This window comes from Nibrella saemangeumensis, assembly GCF_039541915.1.
In the GTDB taxonomy this organism is placed as follows: domain Bacteria; phylum Bacteroidota; class Bacteroidia; order Cytophagales; family Spirosomataceae; genus Nibrella; species Nibrella saemangeumensis.
On record NZ_BAABHD010000031.1, the window covers coordinates 41,084 to 66,523 of the forward strand.

Annotated in this window: 21 protein-coding genes; 16 read left to right on the forward strand and 5 right to left on the reverse strand. The window is 48.5% G+C overall.

Annotated elements, in window-relative coordinates:
• Positions 1–304 precede the first annotated feature (304 nt).
• Positions 305–1,834: an IS21 family transposase gene (gene istA / locus ABD949_RS16530; protein ID WP_345244966.1), complete on the forward strand. Its 1,530-nt coding sequence runs from the start codon at positions 305–307 to the stop codon at positions 1,832–1,834.
• A gap of 18 nt (positions 1,835–1,852) precedes the next feature.
• On the forward strand, positions 1,853–2,602 hold the full coding sequence (gene istB / locus ABD949_RS16535) for an IS21-like element helper ATPase IstB (protein WP_345244967.1): 750 nt from the start codon (positions 1,853–1,855) through the stop codon (positions 2,600–2,602).
• Positions 2,603–2,650: 48 nt separating this feature from the next.
• On the opposite strand, the gene ABD949_RS16540 is transcribed toward istB, so the two are convergent.
• Both ABD949_RS16540 and ABD949_RS16545 read right to left on the reverse strand, forming a co-directional pair.
• The gene (locus ABD949_RS16540) at positions 2,651–3,205 is read right to left on the reverse strand and encodes a hypothetical protein (protein WP_345244968.1); all 555 of its coding nucleotides are present in this window, start codon (positions 3,203–3,205) and stop codon (positions 2,651–2,653) included.
• A complete protein-coding gene (locus ABD949_RS16545; protein ID WP_345244969.1) occupies positions 3,202–3,561 on the reverse strand; it encodes a hypothetical protein in 360 nt (119 codons plus the stop codon). Before ABD949_RS16545 ends, ABD949_RS16540 begins: the two co-directional genes overlap by 4 nt.
• 660 nt (positions 3,562–4,221) lie before the next feature.
• Here ABD949_RS16545 and ABD949_RS16550 point away from each other — a divergent pair.
• The 13 genes from ABD949_RS16550 (at position 4,222) to ABD949_RS16605 (ending at position 21,099) form a co-directional block, all read left to right on the forward strand.
• On the forward strand, positions 4,222–5,115 hold the full coding sequence (locus tag ABD949_RS16550) for a HesA/MoeB/ThiF family protein (RefSeq protein ID WP_345244970.1): 894 nt from the start codon (positions 4,222–4,224) through the stop codon (positions 5,113–5,115).
• 11 nt (positions 5,116–5,126) lie between these two features.
• Positions 5,127–5,606: a Mov34/MPN/PAD-1 family protein gene (locus ABD949_RS16555; RefSeq protein ID WP_345244971.1), complete on the forward strand. Its 480-nt coding sequence runs from the start codon at positions 5,127–5,129 to the stop codon at positions 5,604–5,606.
• Between the two features lie 269 nt (positions 5,607–5,875).
• Positions 5,876–8,944 (forward strand): RHS repeat domain-containing protein, encoded by a 3,069-nt coding sequence (locus ABD949_RS16560; protein WP_345244972.1) that lies wholly within the window; start codon positions 5,876–5,878, stop codon positions 8,942–8,944.
• Positions 8,941–9,453 carry a HEAT repeat domain-containing protein gene (locus tag ABD949_RS16565; RefSeq protein ID WP_345244973.1) on the forward strand — a complete coding sequence of 171 codons (513 nt, stop codon included), beginning with the start codon at positions 8,941–8,943 and terminating at the stop codon, positions 9,451–9,453. The genes ABD949_RS16560 and ABD949_RS16565 overlap by 4 nt, the downstream gene beginning before the upstream one ends.
• 28 nt (positions 9,454–9,481) lie before the next feature.
• Positions 9,482–12,205, forward strand: coding sequence for an SdrD B-like domain-containing protein (locus tag ABD949_RS16570; RefSeq protein ID WP_345244989.1), 2,724 nt, complete (start codon positions 9,482–9,484; stop codon positions 12,203–12,205).
• Positions 12,206–12,251: 46 nt separating this feature from the next.
• Entirely contained in the window at positions 12,252–12,731 is a 480-nt protein-coding gene (locus tag ABD949_RS16575; protein WP_345244974.1) for a hypothetical protein, read from the forward strand.
• Positions 12,732–12,753: 22 nt separating this feature from the next.
• Positions 12,754–16,311 carry a BACON domain-containing protein gene (locus tag ABD949_RS16580; RefSeq protein ID WP_345244975.1) on the forward strand — a complete coding sequence of 1,186 codons (3,558 nt, stop codon included), beginning with the start codon at positions 12,754–12,756 and terminating at the stop codon, positions 16,309–16,311.
• Positions 16,312–16,825: 514 nt separating this feature from the next.
• Entirely contained in the window at positions 16,826–16,981 is a 156-nt protein-coding gene (locus tag ABD949_RS16585) for a hypothetical protein (protein ID WP_345244976.1), read from the forward strand.
• A gap of 19 nt (positions 16,982–17,000) precedes the next feature.
• A complete protein-coding gene (locus ABD949_RS16590; RefSeq protein WP_345244977.1) occupies positions 17,001–18,830 on the forward strand; it encodes a ThiF family adenylyltransferase in 1,830 nt (609 codons plus the stop codon).
• Complete coding sequence (locus tag ABD949_RS30820; RefSeq protein WP_425576764.1) at positions 18,823–19,308, forward strand: Mov34/MPN/PAD-1 family protein; 486 nt, start codon at positions 18,823–18,825, stop codon at positions 19,306–19,308. The genes ABD949_RS16590 and ABD949_RS30820 overlap by 8 nt, the downstream gene beginning before the upstream one ends.
• A gap of 289 nt (positions 19,309–19,597) precedes the next feature.
• Positions 19,598–19,912: a DUF3892 domain-containing protein gene (locus ABD949_RS16595; protein WP_345244978.1), complete on the forward strand. Its 315-nt coding sequence runs from the start codon at positions 19,598–19,600 to the stop codon at positions 19,910–19,912.
• A 291-nt stretch (positions 19,913–20,203) separates the two neighbouring features.
• On the forward strand, positions 20,204–20,599 hold the full coding sequence (locus ABD949_RS16600; RefSeq protein ID WP_345244979.1) for an avidin/streptavidin family protein: 396 nt from the start codon (positions 20,204–20,206) through the stop codon (positions 20,597–20,599).
• Between the two features lie 257 nt (positions 20,600–20,856).
• A complete protein-coding gene (locus tag ABD949_RS16605; RefSeq protein ID WP_345244980.1) occupies positions 20,857–21,099 on the forward strand; it encodes a hypothetical protein in 243 nt (80 codons plus the stop codon).
• A 326-nt stretch (positions 21,100–21,425) separates the two neighbouring features.
• Here the strand turns inward: ABD949_RS16605 and ABD949_RS16610 are convergent, their stop codons facing one another.
• Entirely contained in the window at positions 21,426–21,755 is a 330-nt protein-coding gene (locus tag ABD949_RS16610; protein ID WP_345244981.1) for a hypothetical protein, read from the reverse strand.
• Positions 21,756–22,011: 256 nt separating this feature from the next.
• On the opposite strand from ABD949_RS16610, the gene ABD949_RS16615 reads away from it, so the two are divergent.
• A complete protein-coding gene (locus tag ABD949_RS16615; protein ID WP_345244982.1) occupies positions 22,012–22,941 on the forward strand; it encodes a hypothetical protein in 930 nt (309 codons plus the stop codon).
• A gap of 406 nt (positions 22,942–23,347) precedes the next feature.
• On the opposite strand, the gene ABD949_RS16620 is transcribed toward ABD949_RS16615, so the two are convergent.
• Both ABD949_RS16620 and ABD949_RS16625 read right to left on the reverse strand, forming a co-directional pair.
• Positions 23,348–24,571: an IS256 family transposase gene (locus ABD949_RS16620; protein WP_345244983.1), complete on the reverse strand. Its 1,224-nt coding sequence runs from the start codon at positions 24,569–24,571 to the stop codon at positions 23,348–23,350.
• A gap of 164 nt (positions 24,572–24,735) precedes the next feature.
• Complete coding sequence (locus ABD949_RS16625) at positions 24,736–25,410, reverse strand: winged helix-turn-helix domain-containing protein (protein ID WP_345244984.1); 675 nt, start codon at positions 25,408–25,410, stop codon at positions 24,736–24,738.
• Between the last annotated feature and the right edge of the window lie 30 nt (positions 25,411–25,440).

The window sequence follows — 25,440 nt, forward strand, 5'->3', positions numbered from 1 at the left end:
GCTAACCTAACTCTTCCTAAATACTTGGAGGAACAAAAGCAGCCGTAATCCACGGTCCTGATAAACTTAAAAACTCTTTAAACTTTAACTTATTTTCCGTCCATTTAAAAGGCTCACACAAATCTGGTAAATGAATACGCCGATGCAAAGTGAGCCATGTGCGCCACTGAATGTAGAGCCACCCATACTGCTGTAAAGTGAGCCACTGTGGATAAGTGGACGAGTGAAGCGCGAATTTCTTTCTTTGATCCCCGGCAGACTTTGACCACTGCTTGAGGAGAAGATGGCAAATACTCGAATCGCTATGTTCCAAATTCGTCGACTTATTGAACTGCGTTTACAAGGTGTTTCTAAACGTAACCTGGCCCGTATACTGGCGATGTCCCGCAATACGGTCCAGCATTATCTGACGCAGTTAGAAGCTCATTTTCCGGATTTACAGGCTTTACTGGATTGGGATGACGCCCAGCTAAATCGGTTGCTGGCTAGTCCCGTCAGCCCGGCTACCAAACATCCTGAGCTGCTGGCGTTGTTTCCCGCCTATGAGCGGGAACTGGCCCGTCCGGGTGTCACCCGCCAGCAACTCTGGCTGGAATATCGTCGGCAGTACCCCCATGGTGTCCGCTATTCGCAGTTCAATCATCTGCTGCGCACCTGGCAATGTAGGCAAAAGGTGGTCATGCATTTAGAGCACAAAGCCGGAGAGCAACTCTTTATCGACTTCGCCGGAGATCGCCTGGAGTTAACCGATGCCGCCAGTGGGCAAAAACGAGCCGTTGATGTGTTTGTAGCCATCTTACCTTGTTCTCAACTCACGTATGCTCAAGCGGTTGATAGTCAGCGACAGGAAGACTTTATCAACGCTTTGCAAGAATGCCTGAAGGTGTTAGGCGGGGTGCCTCAGGCCATTGTACCCGATAATTTGAAAGCCGCCGTTAGTCAGGCCGATCGCTATGAGCCTACTATCAATCAAACCTTACAGGACTTTGCCTCTCATTACCAGACGGTAATCTTTCCCGCCCGTGCCCGCAAACCCCGGGATAAAGCCCTGGTGGAGAATGCCGTCAGGCTGATCTACCAGCGGGTCTATGCCCCCCTCAGAAGTCGTACTTTTTACAGTCTGGCGAGCCTCAATGAGGCTATCGGCCAGTTGGTTGACCAGCATAACCGAACCCCATTACAGGCAAAAAACTACAGCCGTCAGCAGCGCTTTGAGCAAGTAGAAAAAGAGTTGCTGACTCCGTTACCGGCTCAACCCTATCAACTGCGGCACTATGCCCAGGCAAAAGTCAACCACAACGGCCATGTACAGCTGTTGGCCGATAAACACTACTACTCGGTGCCTTACCAGTTGATCGGCCAAACGCTCAAACTGATCTATAGTCAGCAAACCGTTGAGATCTATCATCAGTATGAACGGGTGGCCGTCCATCAACGACAACCGACAGCGGGTCAGTATACGACCTTGCGGGAGCATTTGCCTCCTCATCACCAGTGGCTTAGTCAACACTCACCGTTGTTCTTCTGCGAACAAGCCGCCCAGATTGGCCCCTTCTCGCTGGCTTTGGTCGAGCAACTGCTGGCCAGTCACAGCTACGCCCCACAGGCTTACCGCTCCTGCAGCGGCATCTTGTCGCTATCAAAAAAGTATGGCAAAGACCGTCTGGAGCGAGCCTGCCAACGAGCCTTGCACTTTCAAGCTACCAGCTACCGCTTCGTGCGAACGATCTTGGAGCGGGATATGGATCAGCTGGAGCTGGAGACACAAACCATAGATATACCATCATCGCCCCCGCAACATGAAAATATCCGGGGTGCGCAAGCCTATCAATAACCACTAAACCAATCGACAATGAATAACCAAGCTACCTTGAGCACCATGCGTAAACTCAGTCTTTGGGGCATGGCTCAACACTTTGAGAGCCTGCTACGGCTGCCACTGGATCAACACCCCACCACGGATATGGTGGTGGCCCAACTTATGCAGGCCGAAGACGCCAGTCGCCAACATCGCAAAACCCAGCGGGCGATACGGGAAGCCCGCTTCCGCTATCAGGCTGCCATTGAGGAAATCCACTATCTGCCGGATCGCAATCTGGACAAAAACCAACTGCATCGTTTGGCCGACCTGTCGTTCATTAACCGGGCGGAAAACATCCTCATCACGGGTGCCACCGGTTGTGGTAAGAGCTTTATGGCTTCAGCCCTGGGGTATCAGGCTTGCCAAATGGGCTTGCGTGTAGCGTACTTCTCCTTGCCTAAGCTCTTCCAGAAGTTACACTTGGCGCAGGCAGATGGTTCTTATCTGAAGGAAATGACCAAACTGGAAAAACAGCAGTTGTTGATCCTGGATGACTGGGGCCTACAAGCTCTGTCGTTAACGGAACGGCTTACGTTGATGCAAATTATGGAGGATCGCCATGGCCGCAGCAGTACCATCATCACCTCTCAGCTGCCGGTCAGCGCCTGGCATGACTTTCTGGCTGATCCGACCTTGGCCGATGCCTTGCTGGATCGCCTGGTACACCATGCGCATCGGATCGAGTTGAAAGGAGAATCGATGCGAAAACGTATGAAAGGGGAAGAAAAAACCAGACAATAACTACCTTTACTACGCTTCACGCCAACTTATCCACAGGCGGCTCACTATCTATCGGTACGCCTGGCTCACTATCATCGGTCTACACAGTAAAGCCACTCTAAAAGCTTCATACTGTTTTATTATATGTTCTGCATGAGGTATTAACCTGGGATCAGGCACCTTGTCTGTAAGCCAATCCCTAACCCCTTCAATTACTTTTGAATAATCATTATCGTGAGACATCGGGTCTTGTCCACCTAAGTCAGACAAATACGACTTAGAGCTGTATGCTTTGCCCTCGAAAACCATGTACTGCTTATGCCGCTGCTTGCTTCGTCCGTACTCCCGGCAGCCGATAAACATTCCTAGTTCCAGCGGCATATTAAGGCGACCATCCGACAACGAAACATCGTGAATGCCATATTTACACTCCTCAATGATAGTCATGATCTTCTGGAGACGGACATGGCTGGCGTCCGTAGTTTCCAGCGCACAGCGAGGAAAAAAGCCACACACCTGAACAGTGAAGACAATAGCTTGAAAAAGGGGTTTATAGGTATCGTCAAAGGGGCAGTTAATAAACACACTCTTCTCGTAAGGTGGCGTAGGGATAGCAGAGGTCACTGACGTTGGGCCTTTTTGTTGAGGTAGTCAATAACGGCTTTTTCTCCCTGCTGAGCAGTTTCCCGGTCAATAACCGGATTAGCCGGAGCCAAAACAAGCTTCTTTTTGGGAACGCCTTTAAAAGGCTTGCCATCGGCTTTGACCTCATAAAGACCAGTTTGCAGATTCTGTTTGATATAATGACCCGTCGCGGGGTTCATGGCTTGAACCTCTATGACCACATCCCGATCACTGGTTATGCGAATTTTCCCGGATTCTACTCTAACAGGCGAAAACGTTTTCGTCGTAATAGGGGTGAAGATTTTCTCCGTATTTGGTCCGTCCTTGCGTTTAGTTTGTTTTTCCCTCTTAGCCATAATTTCCGGAGTTTATACGTCTATATCGTTTATAGTGCCGGGATAGTATTATCACCAACTAGATAAAGTTAGCGCAAATTGAGAATATTGTTCCTATCTATAATACGCTTTTCAGTATTGTTTGTTACATATTCCGGTAATAAAGTAAGGCTTCTAAACATACCCTCAGTGCCTATAGGTATTCTAGTTGCTCCCACTCAAGATGCATCGGCAGACGTGCAGGTAGTCTAGTGAACGTGGACAAATAAGTTGTAGTAACTGCTGACGAATTAAAGGTAGTCCCTAGCGGTGCGCACCGCTAGGGCGGCCTGGTCAAAGTCGCCAACTTCTGCAAAACTGGGCGGGGTGGTTGCCAAAGGCGCATCTTATCGCGGAAGCGGAATGGGACCGCCCTTTAGATTAGCTGAATGTCTTCGTAGGACAGGCCTTTGCTGTAGAGAGAGAATGCAGTTGTCTAGGCCTTCGCCTAAAGTGGTCTGCCGCTTGGCGATCAAGTGCGGCCGGTTAGCCGCCGTCCCAGTTCTTAACAAATGGCAAGTATTGTCCACGTGGACCGAACTTGTTTCCGTCGCCCAGCAACATGAAATTGATATCTAGGCATTGCTAGAGCCCACACTCACCCATCTGCAGGAAGCAGGCGAGTAGCTATTAATAGTCGAGATGCTCCTGCCGCGCCGGGTAGGGGAGGAGCCGTACCGGTATCACTGGCACGCGCTGAAATTACTACCCCTTACCCTAAAAGCTACCCCGAAAAGTCGCATCGACTTAGCCAGAAACCGCCTGCGTTCGTCATGCCAACTAAACTGGCAGGCTAGATCGGAGAACTGGCATCCCGAAGACGTACAAAATCGTGGCCGGCTGGGGGCGGATCTGACTTCCGCTAGGGTTGTCTTATTGGGAGCGGGTGCCTTGGGGAGTGCCTTGGCCGAACAACTCATCCGAATGGGCGTTCAACAGCTAACGATTATAGATGATGATTGCTTTGAAGCCGGCAATTTAGTCCGGCATACGCTATCCATGTCGGATCTGTATGCGCCCAAGGCTACCGCCTTAGCGCAGCGGCTCAATCAAGTGAATGCCTCTGCCCACGTAATAGGCATCGCAGGTGCTATACCGACAGCCGAGCCGGTAGTGGAAAAAGCCCTGGCGGAAGCTACACTTCTAATTGATGCCACGGCAAACGATATTGTGTTAAAGGAAATTCCTTTCAAGAGTCTGCCGGCAACCATTCCGGTTATTAGTTGTTCGCTGGGTATTCATGCGGAACGGTTGTTCTTTTATGCCTCACCAAATCATTTGTTCAATTGGGATTTGTTCAATGCCTGGTTTGGTCCGTATCGGGAGGAAGAGAATCATTTGGCTACGCAGCTTGACTTACCGCGTGGCATAGGCTGTTGGCATGCCCTGGTGCCGGCTCCCTTTAACCGGGTAATCGGCTTAGCCAGCATAGCGATTGAACTGATTGAACAAGTCTACACGCAGAGCAAAAAAACGCCTGTAGCGTTATGTTATCCTTGGCCGAAAGCTGTATTATCACCGCTGCCGGACGAATGAATTGTATCAGTATGCTCTTTAGTTCAGCGGATGGCTCCCAGTGTCTGCTACTTACGGAGGAAGCAACCAGCTCGATTCGGGCCTGCGCCCGTGAGTGGTACCCGCTGGAAACCGGCGGCATTTTGGTTGGTACATACGATGAAAATTATCGGGTGGCTACCGTCTACCTAGCATCAGGCCCTCCTTCGGACTCACAGCATAGCCTGTATCAATTTATTCGAGGAACGAATGGCATTTCTGAACTGCTGGAGCGTGCCCATCAATTGCCAACCCCTAGGTATTACTTAGGCGAATGGCATACGCATCCGGCTGCCTCACCTAAGGCTAGTCTAACCGACAAAAAGCAAATGAACGCCTTTGCCGACTGTCGTCTTTATGGAGCATCGTCACCTGTTTTATTAATTGTGGGTGGTAAGCCCCCTCATGCCTTGCAATGGCAGGCGAGCGTCTATCAGAAAAACCGACCGGCCCAGAATTTATGGCCTTTATAATGAAAAGTCTCAAGCTCATGTGGAAACGGGAGAAGCCAAATGCTTCACTTGGTACCTATTCCACAGGAGTAGCCTAGCAAATGAAGAAGCCGATAAGCTTCAAACAAGTCCAGCTCTTATTTATCATATTAACATATTAAAAAAAACTATAAATATTAATATTCATACACTTACAAAGACACTACAAATTATTATATAAAATTATTTGCATTCATTGGTTTAGTCGCTTATGCTTGTGTACCGAAAACTTGTACTAAACCCTTTCCTGAATGCACCGTTCTCGCTGGCTCTGCCGCCTGCTGGCTGGCCTTTCTCTGGCCTTTCCCCTGCTGCTGCGGGCCCAAACCCCCGACCGCAACTACGTCCTCTCCCGCACCTACAAGGCTCCCGGTTCGACCGAAGCCAACGGCAACACCTATGCCGGTACCCCTTACCAGGTCAATACCGAGCTGACTTACTTCAACGGCTTAGGGTTGCCCCTTCAGCAACTGGCTGCCTTTGCCGGGCCCCAGGGACAGGACCTGATGTCCCGCACCGACTACGATAATTACCACCGCCCCCAGAACTCCTTCCTGCCCCTGCCTGTCAGCAGCAACACCGGCCAGTTTGTCAATAACCCCGATGGCAGCTACTACACCAATGCCGCCCTGGTCACCAGCCCTACGGCTAACTACTTCACTCAGACCAGCTACGAGGCCGCTCCCCTCAACCGACCTACCGAGCAGAAGGCCCCCGGTGTGGGTACGGGTGTGCGCACCAGCTACCCCCTCAACAGCGGCTATGTCAACCGCTACCGCTCCTTCGGGGCGGACCTCCTACAGATTCAGGGCGATGGTTCCTACAGCCCCGGTACACTCTCGGTCATCGAAACCAAAGACGAGACTGACCGCACCGTGCGCGACTACAAAGACTCGGATAACCGCCTGGTGCTGCGCCAGGTGATGAACGGCGGTCAGGAACTCAACACCTACTACGTTTATGATGAAGCCGGGCTGCTCCGGGCCGTCTTGCAGCCCCAGTACCAGGATGAAGCTGATCTGAACAAATGGGCTTTTCTCTACCAGTACGACAACCGGGGCCGGCTCAGCCGCAAGAAAGTTCCCGGAGCCGGTGCCGTTAGCCTCACCTATGATGAGCGTGACCGGCTCACCAGCCAGGTAGACGGCAACAACCAGTCCTTTACCTACAGCTATGATGGCCTCAACCGCCAGACCCAGCAGCATGTCAATGGACAGGGGCTGGTAACCACCTACTACGATGACTACAACTTTGGCCCTTTTGCCGACTTCACCAATGAACTGGGCCTAACCAGCACCGAGTTTGTGGGAAACCCCCGCTACGAGAGCCGCAAAGGGCAGGTGACAGGCACGTCGGTGCGAATGCTTTATCCGGACGGCAGCTATGGGGAGTGGCTGCAAACGGTGACCTACTTCGACAGCAAATACCGGGTCATTCAGGTGGTGCGCCAGTTGCAGGGTTTAGGGGCTGGTGCTTACGAGCGCATCTCCTACCAGCGCAACTTCATTGGTAATGTAGTCAAGGAGCGCATCACCCAGGCCTTCTCCAGTAAGCAGTACGTGCTGGAGAGGAGCTATGAGTACGACCAGGCTGACCGGCTGGTGAAACTCAGCCACAGCTTCTGGGAGAATGGTCAGCTCAAGAAGCAGTATGTGCATCTGGAGCAGAGCTACAATGCGGTGGGGCAGTTGCAAAGCAAGCGGCTGCACAACGGCCTGCACAGCCAGCAGCTCAAGTACCATGTGCGGGGCTGGCTGGCGCAGCTCACCACCAGCGGGGGACCGCAACTCTCGCTGAGTCTGGATTACCAGCCCAACGGCAACATTGGTTCTCTGAGCTATGCCACCCCCGGCCGCAGCGGGGGCATGACCCTGAACTACGACGGAGCTAACCGGCTGAATGGAGCCTGGGGCAGTGGCAGCTTTCAGGACCACAACGAGACAGGTATCAACTATGACAGGAACGGCAACCTGACGAGTCTGGACCGCAGCCGGCCGGGCCTTACTTTTGACCAGTTACGCTACAGCTACAACGGCAATCAGTTGCACCGGGTAGAGGATGTCAGCGGGCAGGGGGAGGGCTTTGTCAACGGGGCCAGCCAGGATCATGAGCTGGGGTATGATGGCAATGGTAACCTGACCAAAGATTACAACCGGGGCTACAGTGACAACGGCATCCGCTACAACGCCCTGAACCTGGTGCGGTATGTGGTCAAAGGCACACGGGCGTTGAGCTACAGCTATGATGGGGCAGGGGTGAAGCGGCAGTTGCAGACGCCGGAGGGGACGACCCTGTACGAGGGAGGCTTTGAATACAAGGGAGACGGTACGCTGCTGCGGTTAGGTCTGGAAGAAGGGCAGCTCATCCGCAATGCCGATGGGAGCTATGTAGTGCATTACTACCTGAAGGACCACCTGGGCAATGTACGGGCGGTGGTAGATGAGAGCGGAGCCACGGTGCAGGAGACGGAGTACTATGCCTTTGGTTACAGTGTCAGCCGCAGTGGGGCCGATAAGAACAAGTACCAGTTTCTGACACGCGAGTTGCAGCCTGAGACAGGCTGGATGGATCTGCAGGCCCGCATGTATGACCCTGTTTTGGGTAAATTTATGACGGTTGACCCAGTAACGGATGGACAAGAGGAGTATTCCACCTATCAGTATGCTCATAACAATCCAATTACAAAAAACGATCCGGATGGACGTTACCCAGATGGACCACCCACTCAAGTTAGCTCAATTGCACATGCAGCTTTGGATGTAGCTGGTTTAATTCCAGGGGCTGGTGAAATTGCCGATGGAGTAAATGCTTTATTATACCTTGCAGAAGGCAACAAAACAGATGCTGCCTTAAGTGCAGCAGCTATGATACCTATTGCAGGATGGGCTGCTACTGGCGCAAAGTTTTATAAAACAGTTGATAAGGCAGTAGATTTAGCTAAGCCCGGTGAAGATTTATTTGTTGGAACATATAACCAAGTTCGTAGAGCAAATATAAAATCTGGTTTAAATTCAACTCATACACCTCATCACGTTGTTCAAAACGCTATAAGTAAAACAACACATGGTAAAGGAGTGACTATAAACTTGAGTAAAGAGCTACACGAGAAAACAGCTACATTTAAAAAACCTACAAGAGATGTAAGCCAAGCCATTTTGAACAACAGTAACAATAAGAATTCATTACGTACCCATTTAGCTGCAGATATCAAAGAGTTGCGTAACATACTTGGTACGGCTGGTTACAACAGAAGCCATGTAAATAAACAATTACAAGAACTAATTCGTCAAAATAAAATGAATGGAGGGTTTGAGAAATGACAAAGTCACAAGCAATAAATTTTTTGAAGCAACATCAGCCATTACCACCTGACGATTATTTATCTAAGGATGTTTCTATTATTCAAACATTTGATGAGGTCAGGAATTACTTTTTGGGAAACCCTGATAAAGAATGTATACCGTATTTTTTAAATTGTTTTGGCGGCGATGATGGACTTGGAGTTTATCAACTTATAGAGGATGTTGTTCTTAAATACCAAGCATCTGAAGTTATCCCTTTTTTGATTTCAGCACTTCAAAGTTCTAATTATTTTATTCGTTATTGGAATACCCAAATAGCGTCTCTTTTCCCTGATCCTATTTTGTTAAAACCTTTAGCTAAAATACTTAGCGAAGACAGCTTTGACATCAAAAGTGCTGCAATCGTAGCGATAGAACAAGTTGGAAGCAAAAAAGCAAAAAGTATTTTAGAGGTTTATAGAGAACAAGAACAGGATGAAGAATTACAATCTTTAGCGGAAGAAGCAATATCAAGTTTAGGAGGTTAACTCATAAGAATTTAGATATAATTTAATGATGAAGCATCTTTATTTCTGGTTGGGAACATTATTTTTTTCGGCCCAAAGTTATGGGCAAGTTAGCGGACGCGTTTGGCATGATGCTAATAGCAATGGCCAAGCCGATGCGCAGGAAATTTCAGTAAACAAAATCTCCGTTCGGGCTTACAATCTAGTGGGACAACTCGTGAGTCAAGCGACAACAGCACCAGACGGCTCCTACCGCCTTTCGGTGGCGGCCGGCCAACCAGTTCGAGTTGAATTCAGTGGCTATCCGGACCATCTTTCGCCTACTGCGGCTTTCCCGAAGGTGCAGTTTGTGACTACGCCGGCACAGGTAAACCTGGGTCTCTATTCGCCCAGCCAGTTTACTGGTCCCCAAGCGCGGGCGGTGCAAGCCGTTTACGTAAACGGAAATTATTCCGATGCAGGAGCGGATTCACTGGCCGCTTTAGTCACCTTTTCCGCTCGTGGACAAACCGGCTCTCTCAACCGCTTAGCTACCCCCAAACAAGTGGGTTCCCTCTGGGGGTTAGCCTTTGATCGTAATAACCAGCGTTTGTTTGCCGCTGCCGTTGCCAAGCGCCACAGTGCGTTAGGCCCACAAGGTCCGGGTGGTATCTACCTGATTACCCCTGCCGCCTATTCCGTTCAACCCTTCATTAACCTGGATCAGCTCGGAATCCCTACGGCCCCGGCCCACCTGTCCCGCGATCTATCAGGCAGTATTACTTCCGTAAGCCATGACTCGCTGATGTATTCTCTAGTAGGAAAAATTAGCCTGGGCGGTATGGATGTCTCCGATGACGGGCGCGAGCTGTTCGTGGTAAACCTGTTTGACCGCAAGCTGTACCGGATTCTGTTGCCTGCCGATGGCTCGCAACCCTCAGCTGCCGATATAACCGGATATAGCCTGCCTGAACCCGGCGGCAAGGGGGGCACTTTCCGGCCTTTTGCTGTGAAATATTTTGCGGGCAAACTCTACGTTGGAGGTGTTTGTGATGCGCAGCACTCCGACCGGGCTAGTGATTTAAAAGCCATTGTCTATTCGGCCACCTATGCAGGGAATGATTCAAAAAAAGTATCTTTTGATGAGGTCGCAACCATTGGTTTAAATTATGCGCGGGGTGTACTGGACTACAAGGTTTCCGGCTGGTATCCCTGGACGGATGATTATCAGAAAGCGGTCGTAAAGGATCATACCGGCTGGCAAATCCGGCCCCAGCCCATATTGGCAGATATTGAATTCGACACCGACGGTTCCATGATACTGGGGCTGATGGACCGGCTTGGTCACCAAACGGCCGATGGCCAGTATTACCGTCCCAAAGGCAGTAAGCACCTGCAGCAATACCGGGGTCTATCGGGTGGGGATGTGCTTCGGGTAGCGTTTGTCAACAATCGGTACCAACTGGAACAAAACGGCCGGGCCGGTGACCGAACCTCAGAAGGGCAGGGTAACCGTCAGGGGCCGGCCGGGGGCGAATTCTATTTCGACGACGGCTTTACGGCATCTGGCGTAACCTGGCACCAGGAAACGGCGACGGGTGGACTGGCCATGTTGCCCGAGCTAAACCAGCTATTGGTCGCCGCTCGCGAACCGGAGGTCAATCAATATGTAACCGGCGGAGTCAAGTGGTTCTCCAACCTCACCGGGAAAGCCTCCGCAGGCCTGTCGGTATTTCCATCCGGCGAACGCGCCGGCTATGTCTGGAAAGCCAACAGTGTCGGCGATGTCGAGTTGATAACGGAGGTGCCTTCTACCCAATTTGGAGACCGGGTATGGCAGGATTGCAACGAAAACGGCGTGCAGGATGCCGACGAGCCGGGGCTGGCCAATATTGAGTTGCAACTCTACCATAATGGTAAGCAACTGGCGATGACCCGCACGGATGCCAATGGACGGTATGTCTTTGACGATGCCAACGTGTCAGGAGGCATTAAAGCCGCCACGGCCTACGAAATTCAAATTCCATTGCAGCAATCCAGCAAGCTAACTTTACAACTCATCCAGGCAAAGGGCACATTGACCGGCGAAACAGCGTGGCCAATGGAATTGGATAATGATGCCGTGCAGGAAGAGGAGCGGGCCATCATTCGCTTCAAAACAGGAACCGCCGGCGAGCACCTCCAGCACCTGGATGCCGGCTTTAAGTGCATTGATAAACCACAAATCACCGCTCGCTACACCTGCACGAACACGACTAGTGGTCCGGTGATCAGGTTATTAATCGAAGGCAATAGTTTAGCCGATAAAGTAGTGGTAACCCCGGAAAAAGCCTTCGGCAGTGCCGATGCCAGTAGCCAGCCGCAGCCAATACCCGCTGGCGGAATGGTTTGGGAGGTGCCTTTTATCAAAGACGTAAGTCAGCAAGCCTCTGTCCGGGTAATTGCCCCGTCGGGGTGCTATACCGAAGTATCGGCGAAGCTCGACCAGGCAGCCTGTATGCTGATGCTGTCGCAAGCGAACAGTCAATATACTGAGCAGGCTAAACGCCTGTCGGTGACGCCAAATCCTACGTCAGGAGAAGCTACAGTTGACTATAAAGGATTTGCCGAAGCAGGACCTATCAAGATCAACGTCGTTAATGCTGAGGGGCACCTGGTTCAATCACGCACCGGTGAACTACAGGGAGGTCTTCTGCAGCAGTCGCTAAATCTTTTATCGGTACCGGCCGGCGTGTACTTTGTGGTTGTCACCGAAGGCACCGTAGAAACCTCCAGCCGCATCATCAAACAATAAGCTTGGACCCTAAACGCATCTCAACTCCTTACGCTTCTTTTTACCAATGACCCGGATATTATTTACCCTCGTTTTATTTCTGCTTGTGGGTGGATTTACCACCCGAAACCAGCTGGTTTCAGCCCCTCGCTTAGCGCCCGAATGCTTTGCCGGCAAATGGGGGAATGATTTCCTGCTGTGCGGGACCGAACACACCGCTAAACCGGGAAGAGGCCTGGCGGCAACAAGACAACAGCAGGAATTGGTCCTCTTCTTCCAAGGGCCCAACAAAGGCTACTTCCATTTTTACGATTGCCAGAACCAACGGTACACGCCCAAAACGATGCCGTTTACCTTTACCACATCCGGCAGTCAGTTCACCCTAAACTGGCAAGGCACTCCCTACGAAGTAGCCCTCTTTCGGGCGACCTTCAATAACCGCGACACCTATCAGTTCGAGTGCAAGGCCGATACGTTGGTCTTTGACAAATCGATGTTTACCGGCACACAGTACGAGGGCGCTTATTACTTCGTGCGTCGTAACTAAATCCTGAATACCCCCGTAACTTATGAAGAATCTTTATCTGCTGGTTTGTTTACTGGCCCTCACTCGTTTTGGCTTTCCCCAAAACTCGGTAGATGTAGACAAACTCAAACCCAAAATCTCTCCTCAATCACCGAACGTAGCCGCTCTGGGCCGATTTGGCGAACACCCCGTTAACCTCAACACGGGTATTCCAACCATTACGGTTCCCATCTATGAAATCGAAGCGGGTACCGTCAAGGTGCCGGTTAGTCTGGATTATCATGCCGGCGGAAACAAAGTTACGGATGTAGCTTCCTGGGCTGGCTTAGGCTGGGCGCTTAACGCCGGTGGTGTCATCAGCCGAACGGTCATTGGCCGGCCCGATGAGGTTGGGATTTTAAACCATCCTCTGGAAACGGGTTTGAATAACTTCTTTGGGCAGTCTGAAACGTGGTGTGGATCAACAACAGCAAAGCTGGAAGAGTATACCAAGGGAACGTTCGATGCCGGGTTCGATATCTTCAGCTTTAGTATTCCCGGCAAAAGCGGCAAGTTTATTCTCATGCCCGATGGCACCGGTAGTATGGCCACCTCGATGCCTTATGAGCGAATTAAGATTACCTATTCAAGAGGTGACTATAACAATCTATTTACGGAGTTCCGCATCACCGATGAAAACGGGATTACGTATACGTTTAAAGACTGGGAAACGGTAACGCCCAACACTACTAACCAAACTCAATTTAGTGCCTGGCATTTAAGCTCAATTCAGGGTACCCGTCCGGGTGATGTCGTCTTGTTCTCCTACACTCCTTATTCCTATTCGAGCTATACCGATTTTCTGGATACTGAAACACTGGTTGATCGCGTTGAAGGCTCCTGTACAGACGGTGTTGGAGAACGGGTCTTTAGTCAAGCGCAGGTGTATACCAGCTTTTATGCGGCTCAGCTGACAGAAATCGTATTTCCAGGGGGTAAACTAACACTATCCGGCTTTAACCGTACGGATTTACCGGGAACCAACAATACGGGTTTAGACAAAATTGACCTGTATGGCCGGGATCTAAATGCGCAAACCTACCGAATGCTGAAGCGCTTCGATCTCCAGCAAAGTTATTTTACCGGCAGTAGCTATAGTCCTCTGAAATTAGATGCCGTTGCGCTTCAGGATGCCGATGGTAGTACCATCGGCACTTATCGGTTCGATTACAATGGCACGGCTCTCCCTGGTCCTACTTCCCGGAGCCGGGATACGTGGGGTTACTACAATGGCAAAAACAATGTGAATAGCCAGGGGCAGCCCACGCTGATCCCTCAGCAGCAGGTAAGCATGTACAACGTTTCGGGTTATGCCGGGCAGGTTACGGTTGGGGGAGCCGATCGAAGCCCGAGTGAGTCGCATATGCAGGCTTGGGTGCTCAATAAAATAACGTATCCTACAGGAGGGTTCTCCCGTTTCTATTATGAAGCCAACAAGTATTATGATCAAGGACAAGGGGTCAAATTAGCCGGAGGCTTACGCATCAAACGGCTGGAAACCGCTGCTTCGGATTACGAACCGGTGAAAACAAAAACGTACCAGTACGGGGAAAACGAAAGTGGTTGGGGGGATCTCAACATAAATCTGAATAATAGCTTATGGTCTACTAATTACACCGAAAAAGTAGCTCCTGACTGTAAGAAGCGAACGAGTCTGTTCACCTCTAATTTTAATGGGAATTTAGTTCCTTTTGATGGCAGCCCGGTCACCTACCGGGAAGTAGCCGAATATGATGGATTTTATCAAGGAGCCATTCAGAGCACCAACGGTAAAACGGTTTATCGTTTCCGGACTTCGGGAGACATGACCGTTGGCCTTCAGGGTTTTTCTAATTCAACCTTTTTGAAGAGCTTTCATTGGAATCGGGGCCAACTGGAATCGAAAACGGTATACAACAACTCGGCCACGCCAGTTTTTAAACAGGTGAATACCTATGGCAATGCAATAAACGCGGAGATTGCCAATGCGGGCCTATTGGCCCATAAGCAGCTGGTGGTTACACAAGGTTGGATGATGCATGAGAATAATGCTAATGCTTTGAACCAACCGCCCTGTAGTGCATTGGCGGAACAGTTTGCTGTTCCTGTGTATTATGCCTGGCCTAAAGGCAATGTACGTTTATATAAAACAGAAGAATATGCGTATTCTCAGACAAATGGTGGTCAGTGGGTACTAAGAACTACTGAAACGGATTATGACAATTATTTTCAGGCAAAAGAACAGCGTGTTTTTGAGAGCGACGGCACAATTGGCTATACTCGGTTTCGCTACGCTTACGATTTTGCTTTGCCAGGGAATCCTTCAGGCTTTGCTCGTGGAATCCAACGCTTAGTTAGCCGCAATATGCTTTCCACCATATTAGAGGAGTATTCCTTCAAAAAAATAAATGCCGGAGAATCAGACCCTCTACTAACCGGTGGAAAGCTTACCGTATTTGGGGAGTTTCTTAATGAATACGCCTTCCCAACGGAAATGCAAACGTTAAATATTTATAACAACTGTTGTCGGTTAAGCAGCTTTACTCCTGCGACGGTAGGCTCCGGAAGCTTGGTAAAGAATGGCAATTATGTCCAGGCCATCTCCTATGAATCTTATGATGGCAGTGGTAACTTAACAAGTTACATCCAGCGGAATGGGATTAGAACTCAGGTAAACTGGCTGAGTGAAAATCAATACCTGAATGGTTTTACCCTTACGTCCTCTGCGTTACAAAGCGAAGTCCTTAATCCTGGCAGCGCACCTAGCTTAACCACCCAGTACAGTTATTATAACCCTGGTGATAATACAACGATTCCACTACAAGGGGTTAAAACAGTTACTGACCCGAACAATTGGACCACCAAATACGAATATGACCGGTTTAGCCGCTTACGTGCGATTCGGGATCATAACAATAACCTGGTCAAGAGCTTTGATTACAATTATGCCTTTGGGAGTCGTAATACTAAGAGCTTATCGCCCAGTAGCATAAATACCAATACATTAGAGATAAATCCGGGAAGTTTAAATAACGTGAGTACCGGAGGTGCCACTCAGACCATTACCGTCTCTTCCAATGTCGGTTGGAGCGTCAGCAGCAACGTGGGCTGGATCACGGCTAACCCGGCCAGCGGCAATGGTAACGGCAGCTTTAATCTGGTGGTAGCCAGCAATAGCAGTACTGCCCGTAATGGCAATGTTTCCGTTAACGGCGGAGGTATTACCCGCACACTTACGGTTTCACAAGCAGGTACAAACGGTAGCGGTAATCCCTGTAACTATACGGAACGCCAGGTAGTGGGTACCTGGAATGGCTTGCAGGTCCAACTGCGGCAGTACACCGTCAACGGAGTAGCTACCTGGCTGATTGTCACGGCCGATGCTAGCTCTGCGACCGATGTCCATTTCCCCCGTGGCCAGAATTTTGCCGACCAATTCTCCGGCTTCGACAAAAGCTGTTTAGGAGGAGGCAATACCGCCTATGGAGGTCTGGGTATGCCCGATAATGTGGCTACCCCAGCCGGCTATGATCGCAAGGTTACGTCCGATGGGGCTGTATATTTTGAGCGACAGGTTCAATAACTAAGCGGGTTCTCTCTAAACACACAAGTGACGGGTTGGCAGCTAAACAATAGGTTTATGGCTGCCAACCCGTCACTTGTGTTATAACGTCTACCTCAAATCGCTTACGTTCGCGTGGAACGGCTCATCAGCTGTAGCAAAGGGCTCCGGCCAAAAGAGTGCACTAGTATGTTTTAACTGTATTGCATGCTTGTTATGAACACCTATAGGACAAGACTTAATCATCAACGTCAATCCTTTTAGCCTAAACTACTTTCCCTGTAGTACTTGCGATTATATAACATTGCGAATCCGACCATACGGCTCGTTTTCGTCCACCACGTTATTCTGAGCATCCAACATCAGGAGAATAGCGGTATAAAACCGGGAGGTACCGTAGTAGGGATCGTAAAGGCACCTGGAAAATCTGAATTTGACTACTCCCTCAAGCACGACATCAGCTACAATTTTTGATAATATCCTAGTAAACAATTATTTTAGGATTTTATCATAATTTGAAGTCATATGGTCTATAATGAAAATCCTGGAAATGCCCCCGGCACACCGGGGAATCCCAACCCTCCTGGAAATCCCTCTCCTCCAGGCAATCCTACCGGTCCTGGCCGCCCACCGGGAAAACCAGATCCTGGCCCTAAAAACCCACCTAAACCTCCTGGAGATCGACCTGTAGGGTCAGTAAATCAATGAGCATGGGTACAAAGCCTTGGTATAAAGCCAAACCTGATCTTCTTGATAAAGAAACAAAGTCATTGGATAATGTCGGAATATCCTATGAGCTGGATAGCCATCTTGATAGTCAGAATATCCTGAAGATTAATCTTGTAATTGAATCTACTAACCCGGCCTTTAATCTGGCTGGGTTAGTAGAACCAATTCGATTGGAAGCCATTTATCCTGATAACTATCCTTATTTTCGACCCGAAGTAATAGCGCCGGATCTAGATCTACCGCGCCATCAAAATCCATTTGGTAAACAGCTTTGTTTACTGCCTAGACCATCCCAACACTGGGAGCCTGAATGGACCCTTGCTGATTTATTAAAAGAGCAGTTAAGTAAAGTGCTGAGTAAGGGGGCCATTATTGACCCGGGTATACTGGCAGCAGATCCTGATGAGCAGGCTGAACCGGCTAGTGACTACTATGAAACATCTCCTCACCCCATTTTATTTGATAGCTCTCCTTATGATCATATAGAAACTCCTACAAAGGAGTTAAATTTTTTAGGTAAATTTTCAGTGGGCATTCCCGGTCAAACGAGATTTCCTTCTCGAATGGCGGTTCTAGAATCTTACGATTCTTCTGGGCATCTAACGTATCAGCTTCCAAATAACTTGAAGAAGCACTTCCCTATTTCCTTTAATGGTCTGCTGCTGCGTCTGAAAAAACGCCCTCCTCATGGCAATGCTAGTCAGGACTATCAATGGCTAAAAAAATTGGTCGGAGCTCAGAATACTGTTACCTCACTAAACCGGCAGCCAAAACAGATAGGGCAGGACTTATATCTCAATTGTATAGTGGGACTAAATTTCCCGGAAGAAATAGAACCGGGAAAGTATGGACTGGGATGGTTGTTTCTGGTGGTTACGACAACAATGGTGCAACATCCAAACTCTAGTAAGAAAAAGCCAGCTAGGATCCCTTTAGAAGAAGCGTATTACTATAAAGTAGCCAGGCTATCCACCGAGGATTTGCAGATACGCGTACCCAAGTTAGCTGCGCTTCCCCAAAAGAAAGTCGCGATGGTAGGGTTGGGCGCCTTGGGAGCACCGGTTGCCCTTGAGCTGGCCCGTAATCAGGTAGGTCAGTTACGGATTATGGATTTTGATGTTGTAGAGCCAGCAACAACGGTGCGATGGCCATTGGGACTAGCCGCATCTGGACTATTTAAGACCGAAGCGATCAAGAGTTTTATAGATGAGCATTACCCTAGAACCGACACTATTACTTATAACCACCGTATTGGTGGTATAAGAGGGGTTGTCCGTTCTGAATCAGAAAAGGTGCGAACTGAGCAGCAGATTATGGATGATCTGCTTACGGAAGCAGATCTGTTGTTCGATGCTACTGCCGAGCCAGGCATAAATCATTATTTATCAAGTTTGGCCAGAGATAGAAGCATACCCTATGTGTCAATGTATGCTACTCCAGGAGCTTGGGGCGGCTTAGTCATGCGAGTAGTACCTGGCAAGACAGAAGGTTGTTGGATGTGTCTGCAGTACCATAAGTGGACGAATAGACATCTTATTCCGGTTAAGGACAATTCGGGAGACATACAAGCCGCCGGCTGTGGCGACCTTACCTTCACCGGTGCCAGCTTTGACTTACAAAATGTGGCACTGACGGGGGTTCGATTAGTCATTACCACCCTGCTGTCTGGAGTAGATGGAGGTTACCCAGATACGGATTGGGATGTAGGTATTCTAAAACTTATGGATGGAGAAGCAACAGTTATTGCTCCCACTTGGGAAACCCAATCTTTAGTTAAACATCCAGACTGCCCATACTGTAAGGATGAGTAGTCGTTTCTATACCATTTGGTTAAAACAGGAAGCCTATATAGCTGTTTTAGAGGAAACAATCCGAAAGTTACCTTGTGAAACCGGCGGGGTATTGCTAGGATACTGGGGATCGTCTCTTGACGTTGTGATAACTGCTGTAGTTGGACCCGGTTCCCTGGCTATTCATAAACAGGCTTCCTTTATACCCGATAACGATTATCATAGTAGAGAAATTAAAAGTCACTATGAGAAAACCGGACGAACCGAAACTTACCTGGGAGACTGGCACACCCACCCAGAAGCTAAGGCAAACCTAAGCACTCAGGACAGGAAGACACTTTCCACGATAGCAAATTATAGGAACGCTCGGCTGGACAAGCCAATCATGATGATCTTAGGAACACGTCCATTTGAACTTACTGTATGGGTCCATGTACGTGAGCCTGGTATATTTTCTAACCAGGTTCATCTATATACAGGAAGGATTGTTCTTTTCTAAAGTTGTACAACCACTTTAGGTTTCTTGCTGCAAGTCGTTGGACTTACAAGTTAACGAACCAAAGTATTAACTTATTTATATTATAACAGCTGATGTTACGCAAAATTGATTTGGCTTTTGCGTAACATCAGATAATAATTAAACAAATTACTATTTTATTGCCAAAATATCGTATAATATTATACGATACTCGATTATTGCGCAATAGTAACCCCGTTGTAAGGTATTTGGCGAGAGTTAAGTTAAATTAAAAGTAAATTCTTGAAAACAGTTCTACAACAAATCAACTATGGCTCAGTACAGAATTTCAGGGGTTTGGAAAAACGCTAACGACGTAATAACAGCATACGCATTTCATACCGTAGGTGAAAACTCAATTTCACGCGCAGTGAAAAAAACAAAAACGGAAGCCATAGCCCTCTTGGAGACGAAAGGCAACTCGGCTGTCACTTGGATATGGAACTATTCAACAGCATCATGGAGTATAGGCGAAGCTGTACAAGTCGTTAATGGCCCTAATGGTAAGTACCTGAGGTCAAATCCAGATAATAAATTGACTGATAATTTAGGCCATCTCATCGATTTCGACTGGATAGCGCCGTAGTTTTAAGATTTGACTTGTTCCCGTAAAACTGCACAAATATAAACGGGGCTCCTTGGCGGAAGAGAGTTAGAGCGGTTGTAGTACGCCACCCATTCAGTCAGCTGTTAAGCAACTCCTTAGGGCTATATACTGTTCCAGCAATACCATAGCCCTAAGGAGTTGCTTAACAGCTGACGATCTACACTTTTGTAAATTTCAATTCTTTATGGCTTAAAATTCAAAGATTCTTCTTTACTTACTTCGACTTACAAACACCAATTTATTATATCCTTGAACAAAAACAAGAATACGATGCTTCAAGCTTTTCTGCGTAAATCTACCACAGTGGACGCTCCTGTTCCAAGTGTAAATTTCAAAGGGGTTTGGGTTAACGAACTCGGCTCAAAAATGACCCTTGATGTTACGGATGGGGGCAATGTTTCTGGTACCTATGTAACAAATGTCGGCTCTCCCGGTAAAACCGAAGAGTTTCCACTCACAGGCTTTGCTTCTGGTGACCTTATTGCTTTTACTGTAAACTTTGGAAAATATGGTTCACTAACTAGCTGGTCTGGTCAACATACAGAAACTGAGAATGGGGCCGTAATTAAAACAATGTGGCTTTTAGCCGAAAACGTGCCAGATCAAAATGAACCAAAAAATCTCTGGGGGGCTGTATTAACAGGCGCTGATGAATTCACGCGATAAACAATAGGTGGCGTCTAGTGCAGTGGATTTCCTGTAAAATCTTCCAAAGGCCCGGAACAATATCCGGGTCTATTTTTGAGCCCCACGACTAACCGTTACCTCATTGCCTGGTTTGAAGCCAGAGCCACATTAGGTAGAGATTTGCTTGGGAGCATATCTGCTGTTTGTCTACTTTCTGTTGACGATCTACACCTAATTGTATAAATGGAAAAAAGAGAAAGCTTTGTTTACAACGGAATAAGCGTTACTTTACGGATATGGCGACTATCATCTGTGCGTATTGTGGCAAAGAGGCGAAGGTCCGTACCGGGGCTAAGTTTTGCTCCCCTTCCTGCCGGGTTCGCAATCATCAGAAACAGCAGTTGAACCGACTCTACACGGAACTGGAGTATCTTGCCAGAAAGGTGGAGCACTACGAAGCCAGGGAGGGAAACCCGGTAGCCGAAAAGTACCTGTCTCGGGAAGAAATCCAGCAGATTCTGCTGCAAGGTAAATCTTAACTGTACACCCCGGCGCAAAGTATTTATTTCGGCAGAAAGTGGTCCTTCATCATCACTTTTGGTGAAGAGGCTTAACCACTCCTCCAAATTACTCGCCTGGATAAGAGCGCAAAACTGGCTCGGCCATACATCTGCCGTTTGATTGTCTTGAGTGCCGGTGGTTTACCCCGGTTTACAAGCCCTTCCACTTGACCCCGCCATGGTGGCCGTTACTCAACTCAGACGAAACGGCTTGCTTGACTCTCTTATAGGAAGACGCAGTAAGGTGACAACAAATTTTCGGTAGAAGTACCCCAAATAGAGAAACAAAGGGTTTTGCCTATTACTCACTCATGCTTGCCAAAATTTTGCCAACGGTGGATTGACTCAAGGCTACCAAAATGCTCTTCTTCATCGCTGAAATAATAATGAATATTTTCAGGCGGAGTGAATGTCTTATCTGTAATCTTTATGCGTTCTGCAAATTCAAAGTAAAACTTATAGTACACTTGGTTGAAAGGAATATAACCCCAAACGAATTTTTGCTGTAAAAAGTCATTCCCCTCGATGTAGGGTTCTAACTCAATGTCAAAGTCAGAACCTTTCTGACGAATCTTTAAAACTCGCTTCTGATCTATTGCTTTAATAACTAGTTTTTCTGTATCTCGATAATTCATTTTCTCTCAGTGTAGCGTTTTTCAGGTTTAGTTGAAATCAGGCTGTTCAAATCTAATGAATTTATGTCTTGAGTAGCATAAATGTTTAGTAAGATGTCAAGTGGTGTTCGAAGAGATAACAAACCAGGAATGCCCATTGTGAAAACGGTATGAAAACAAAAGCACAATCCAGTGGATTTAGCCGCGTGATGAATGCCTGTGTTTGCGTTTTACATTATCTTTGATTTACTCACCAACGAGTCCACCACCTTGTCGTATGGGAGTCGCTGAAGAAATCTGGCAAGCCTTTATCTCCGCCCATCCCGAGGTCACCAGCGGTCACTTATCACTAGAGGAAGTGAATCAAAAAATGGCCGCTTTTATCCAGGTTCGCAATCAGCGGCCTCATCCGGATTTCGACGGCCTGTCGCCTCAACAGATGCATATGTTGTTGAGCGATCCCTGGGGAGGAGAATCGCTCCTAACCGTACAGCCCAATCTGACCGATTCGCTACTGGATCAGATTCCTTTCTTTGTCTTGATGGAGACCCTCTTCCAGCAACTACTAGTGGACCCACCCCTAAAACTGACGCCCAAAGGGAATTTGCCGCTGGCTCTGTGTCGAAACCTGTATGAACGTAAGCTCCTGGTGCAGGACGACATCGAGCGAGGCATTACGAAAAAGATCTCCGAGGATTCCGTGCGCTTTCTTCAGGCCTTGAAAGCCTGCCTGGCGCTCAGTCCTTATGTCAGGAAACGACACAATGCCTTCTATTTAACCAAATCAGCCCAACAACTGGTAGGTAAACAGCGCACGGTGCTCTTGCGGCAATTGCTCCAGGATTATACCCTGCGGTTTAATTGGGCGTATCTGGACCATACCCAAACCAATGCGGGTCAATTCGGCTGGGCTTATTCCCTGTACCTGGTCCACCGGTACGGCAACGAATGGCGGGCAGTGGATTTTTATGCTACCAAAGTACTCCAAGCCTTTCCCCACTTGCGGGAGCCGATTCCCTCCGGGCGGCTATCGGGTCTGTCGTTAGCGTTTGAGCGGGTATACCGCTGGCGGTTTGTCGAGCAGTTTGCCAGCTGGTTTGGTCTGATCGACATTCGGAAGGAGCGGCAAACTGGTGTTTATGTTGATTCGGTGTTGATGCGCAAATCACCGCTATTAGATCAACTATTCAGCTTTATACGTCAATAATTATTCCGACCGGGCGTGCTACCCACAGTACACCGGAGCGGCCGAGACCGGCGGAAAATTGGGCATTGTGCTAACTACAATTAATGAGATTGGCTGAGTTGAGATCGGTCAGGCTAAGGTCGGCTGCCTTAAAGCCGACACTTTATTCGTCAACGCTTTGGTATTTTCCCTCATTTTCTCTCCTCTCATTCCACACCTCCACCCCTACCGAAGAATAGCTCTCTGCTTTCGATTGGTCATAATCAAAAAGCTAATTGTTTCGTTCTATAATATAGAAAAGGATTGTACGGGTCGCCCACAATATATTCACAAAGAAAGTATGAGTAAAACAACCGCAGTGGCAACGGTCATGGTACCGCGCGGCGTACCGTGCCTTCGGGATATGTTCAATGAAGTGTGTCATGATTTAAACTTTCAAGTACGACTTCACCCTATCTCCGAACAAAATAGCTATCTGTTGCACCGTCAGTGACCAGTTGGCCAATGGCATTTTCCAGTTCTCCATGATTCGCTGAGTAGTCAGGTACAACACCTTTAGTAAGGCTGTTTCCGAGGAGAAAGCCCCTTTCGACTTGGTCACACAGCGGATCTGCCGATGGAAGCCTTCTACGGTATTGGTCGTGTAAACCACCTTCCGAATAGCGGATGGGTACTCAAAGAAACGCGTCAGCCGCAGCCAGTTGCGCTGCCAACTCTCCACCACCAAGGGGTACTTCGCTGTCCATTTAGCCACAAACTCGGCCAGCTTCTGTTCGGCAAGCGCCAGAGTAGCCGCTTGGTAAATAGGCTTTAGATCCGCCACTACTTCTTTCTGATCCTTGCTAGTCACATAGCGCAACGAGTTACGCACCTGGTGAACCAGACACAACTGCACATCCGCTTTGGGGAATACAGCTTCAATGGCGTCACCAAAGCCTGTCAGGTTATCAATCGAGCAGATTAGTAGGTCCTGCACACCCCGAGTTTGCAAGTCCGTCAACACCGACAGCCAGAAACGGGCACTCTCCGCATCACCGATATAGATGCCCAGTAGGTCTTTTCTGCCCTGAAGATCAACACCTAAGACATTGTAGGCTGCCTTGCTGACGACTTTGCCCTCCTGACGCACTTTGAAATGCACCGCGTCCAGCCACACAAAGGCATACACCGGTTCCAGGAGACGGCTACGCCACTGCTCGATGACCGGCAGCACCTTATCGGTGATGGCCGAGAGTTGGCCAGTACTAATCTCAAGTCCATACAACTCTTGCAAATGCGCTTGAATATCTTCGTAGGACATGCCCTTACTGTAGAGCGAGAGAATACGGTTGTCTAAGCCTTCGCCTAAGGTGGTTTGTCGCTTGGCGATGAGTTGCGGCTCGAAGGTGCCCTCCCGGTCCCTGGGCATCTCTACATTTACTGGACCGTGAGCGGTTTTGACTTTCTTAGGCTTGCTACCATTTCGTCGATTCGGTCGGTTCTGCTCCACATGAGCCTGCACCTCCCCCGACAAGACTGCATCCAGCAGGTCCTTCAACAAAGGTGCGAGTAAACCATCTTTGCCGGTGAGTTCTTTGTCACCCGAGAGCAGGCGTTGGATGGCTTCTTGGCGGAAGCTGCTGTAGTCAAAGTCTTTTTTCCCCTTTCCCATTTAGTTGTCAAGTTATGCTTTTCTAACTTGACACACTTGATTGAACACTCTCTGCCTTCGCGGGCTGTTGCGGTCTATTTAATCAACCCTCTATACCCGCTCATTGGATCACGTTCACCTCACTACTCACAGCTGAACCTTACATGCGCCTGAACGATCCAATTCTAGCCCTCCATTACTGGTGTTAGTAGAGGACCATAGGCCTTAGCTTCAAGTTTACCTAAATCACTCAAACGGTAGTAAACACGATTCCCTTCATGCTCACTGTTAACCAATCCTTTTGTTACAAGTTTCTTGAGTTGAATGTCAATATTTTGTCTTGATGTTCCTTTGTGCTCATCTCCATAGCCTTCCAACCGTTCTTTTATGTCGTCCACAGTCAACCTACTTAGCTGATAGGGTTGTTCGGGATCCCCTAAAAAAGCACGCAGAATATACCTACAGGTCCTATTCTGCTTACCTGTTAGCATAGAATTGTAGCTTACGGAGGTTTGTACTTTCAGATAAACACTCATCAATGCGCAAAGGGTGGCTAATTGCATCCCTATCCGCTGATGTGATGTTAGACCAGCAGGAACGGCAAGCTCTTTTTTTGACAAAATTGTACGTCCAAGCATTCTAAGCACATCTTCAATAGCTTGCACTTGCCCTTTACCCATCCAGTTTAATAGAGCGGCACTAACCTCATTGAAATAATGAGTAATGATATCCCGTGGTAAGCTATCTAATTGACCGGACTCCGCGTCCAGTAATCCTTGAGTTACCCGCTTGACATCACTGGGGGTTTGCTTCATCAACAAAATCGATTCCTGAAGCGATTGCATTACTACAGAGGCCATGGCTTTCGAGATTTAGACCCTAAAATACTT

Excerpts from the sequence above, each read along its gene's own strand:
- istA (WP_345244966.1), top strand. The coding sequence starts at position 305 with ATGTTCCAAATTCGTCGACTTATTGAACTGCGTTTACAAGGTGTTTCT.
- istB (WP_345244967.1), top strand. The coding sequence starts at position 1,853 with ATGAATAACCAAGCTACCTTGAGCACCATGCGTAAACTCAGTCTTTGG.
- ABD949_RS16545 (WP_345244969.1), bottom strand. The coding sequence starts at position 3,561 with ATGGCTAAGAGGGAAAAACAAACTAAACGCAAGGACGGACCAAATACG.
- ABD949_RS16550 (WP_345244970.1), top strand. The coding sequence starts at position 4,222 with ATGCTCCTGCCGCGCCGGGTAGGGGAGGAGCCGTACCGGTATCACTGG.
- ABD949_RS16555 (WP_345244971.1), top strand. The coding sequence starts at position 5,127 with ATGCTCTTTAGTTCAGCGGATGGCTCCCAGTGTCTGCTACTTACGGAG.
- ABD949_RS16560 (WP_345244972.1), top strand. The coding sequence starts at position 5,876 with ATGCACCGTTCTCGCTGGCTCTGCCGCCTGCTGGCTGGCCTTTCTCTG.
- ABD949_RS16565 (WP_345244973.1), top strand. The coding sequence starts at position 8,941 with ATGACAAAGTCACAAGCAATAAATTTTTTGAAGCAACATCAGCCATTA.
- ABD949_RS16570 (WP_345244989.1), top strand. The coding sequence starts at position 9,482 with ATGAAGCATCTTTATTTCTGGTTGGGAACATTATTTTTTTCGGCCCAA.
- ABD949_RS16575 (WP_345244974.1), top strand. The coding sequence starts at position 12,252 with ATGACCCGGATATTATTTACCCTCGTTTTATTTCTGCTTGTGGGTGGA.
- ABD949_RS16580 (WP_345244975.1), top strand. The coding sequence starts at position 12,754 with ATGAAGAATCTTTATCTGCTGGTTTGTTTACTGGCCCTCACTCGTTTT.
- ABD949_RS16585 (WP_345244976.1), top strand. The coding sequence starts at position 16,826 with ATGAAAATCCTGGAAATGCCCCCGGCACACCGGGGAATCCCAACCCTC.
- ABD949_RS16590 (WP_345244977.1), top strand. The coding sequence starts at position 17,001 with ATGGGTACAAAGCCTTGGTATAAAGCCAAACCTGATCTTCTTGATAAA.
- ABD949_RS30820 (WP_425576764.1), top strand. The coding sequence starts at position 18,823 with ATGAGTAGTCGTTTCTATACCATTTGGTTAAAACAGGAAGCCTATATA.
- ABD949_RS16595 (WP_345244978.1), top strand. The coding sequence starts at position 19,598 with ATGGCTCAGTACAGAATTTCAGGGGTTTGGAAAAACGCTAACGACGTA.
- ABD949_RS16600 (WP_345244979.1), top strand. The coding sequence starts at position 20,204 with ATGCTTCAAGCTTTTCTGCGTAAATCTACCACAGTGGACGCTCCTGTT.
- ABD949_RS16605 (WP_345244980.1), top strand. The coding sequence starts at position 20,857 with ATGGCGACTATCATCTGTGCGTATTGTGGCAAAGAGGCGAAGGTCCGT.
- ABD949_RS16610 (WP_345244981.1), bottom strand. The coding sequence starts at position 21,755 with ATGAATTATCGAGATACAGAAAAACTAGTTATTAAAGCAATAGATCAG.
- ABD949_RS16615 (WP_345244982.1), top strand. The coding sequence starts at position 22,012 with ATGGGAGTCGCTGAAGAAATCTGGCAAGCCTTTATCTCCGCCCATCCC.
- ABD949_RS16620 (WP_345244983.1), bottom strand. The coding sequence starts at position 24,571 with ATGGGAAAGGGGAAAAAAGACTTTGACTACAGCAGCTTCCGCCAAGAA.
- ABD949_RS16625 (WP_345244984.1), bottom strand. The coding sequence starts at position 25,410 with ATGGCCTCTGTAGTAATGCAATCGCTTCAGGAATCGATTTTGTTGATG.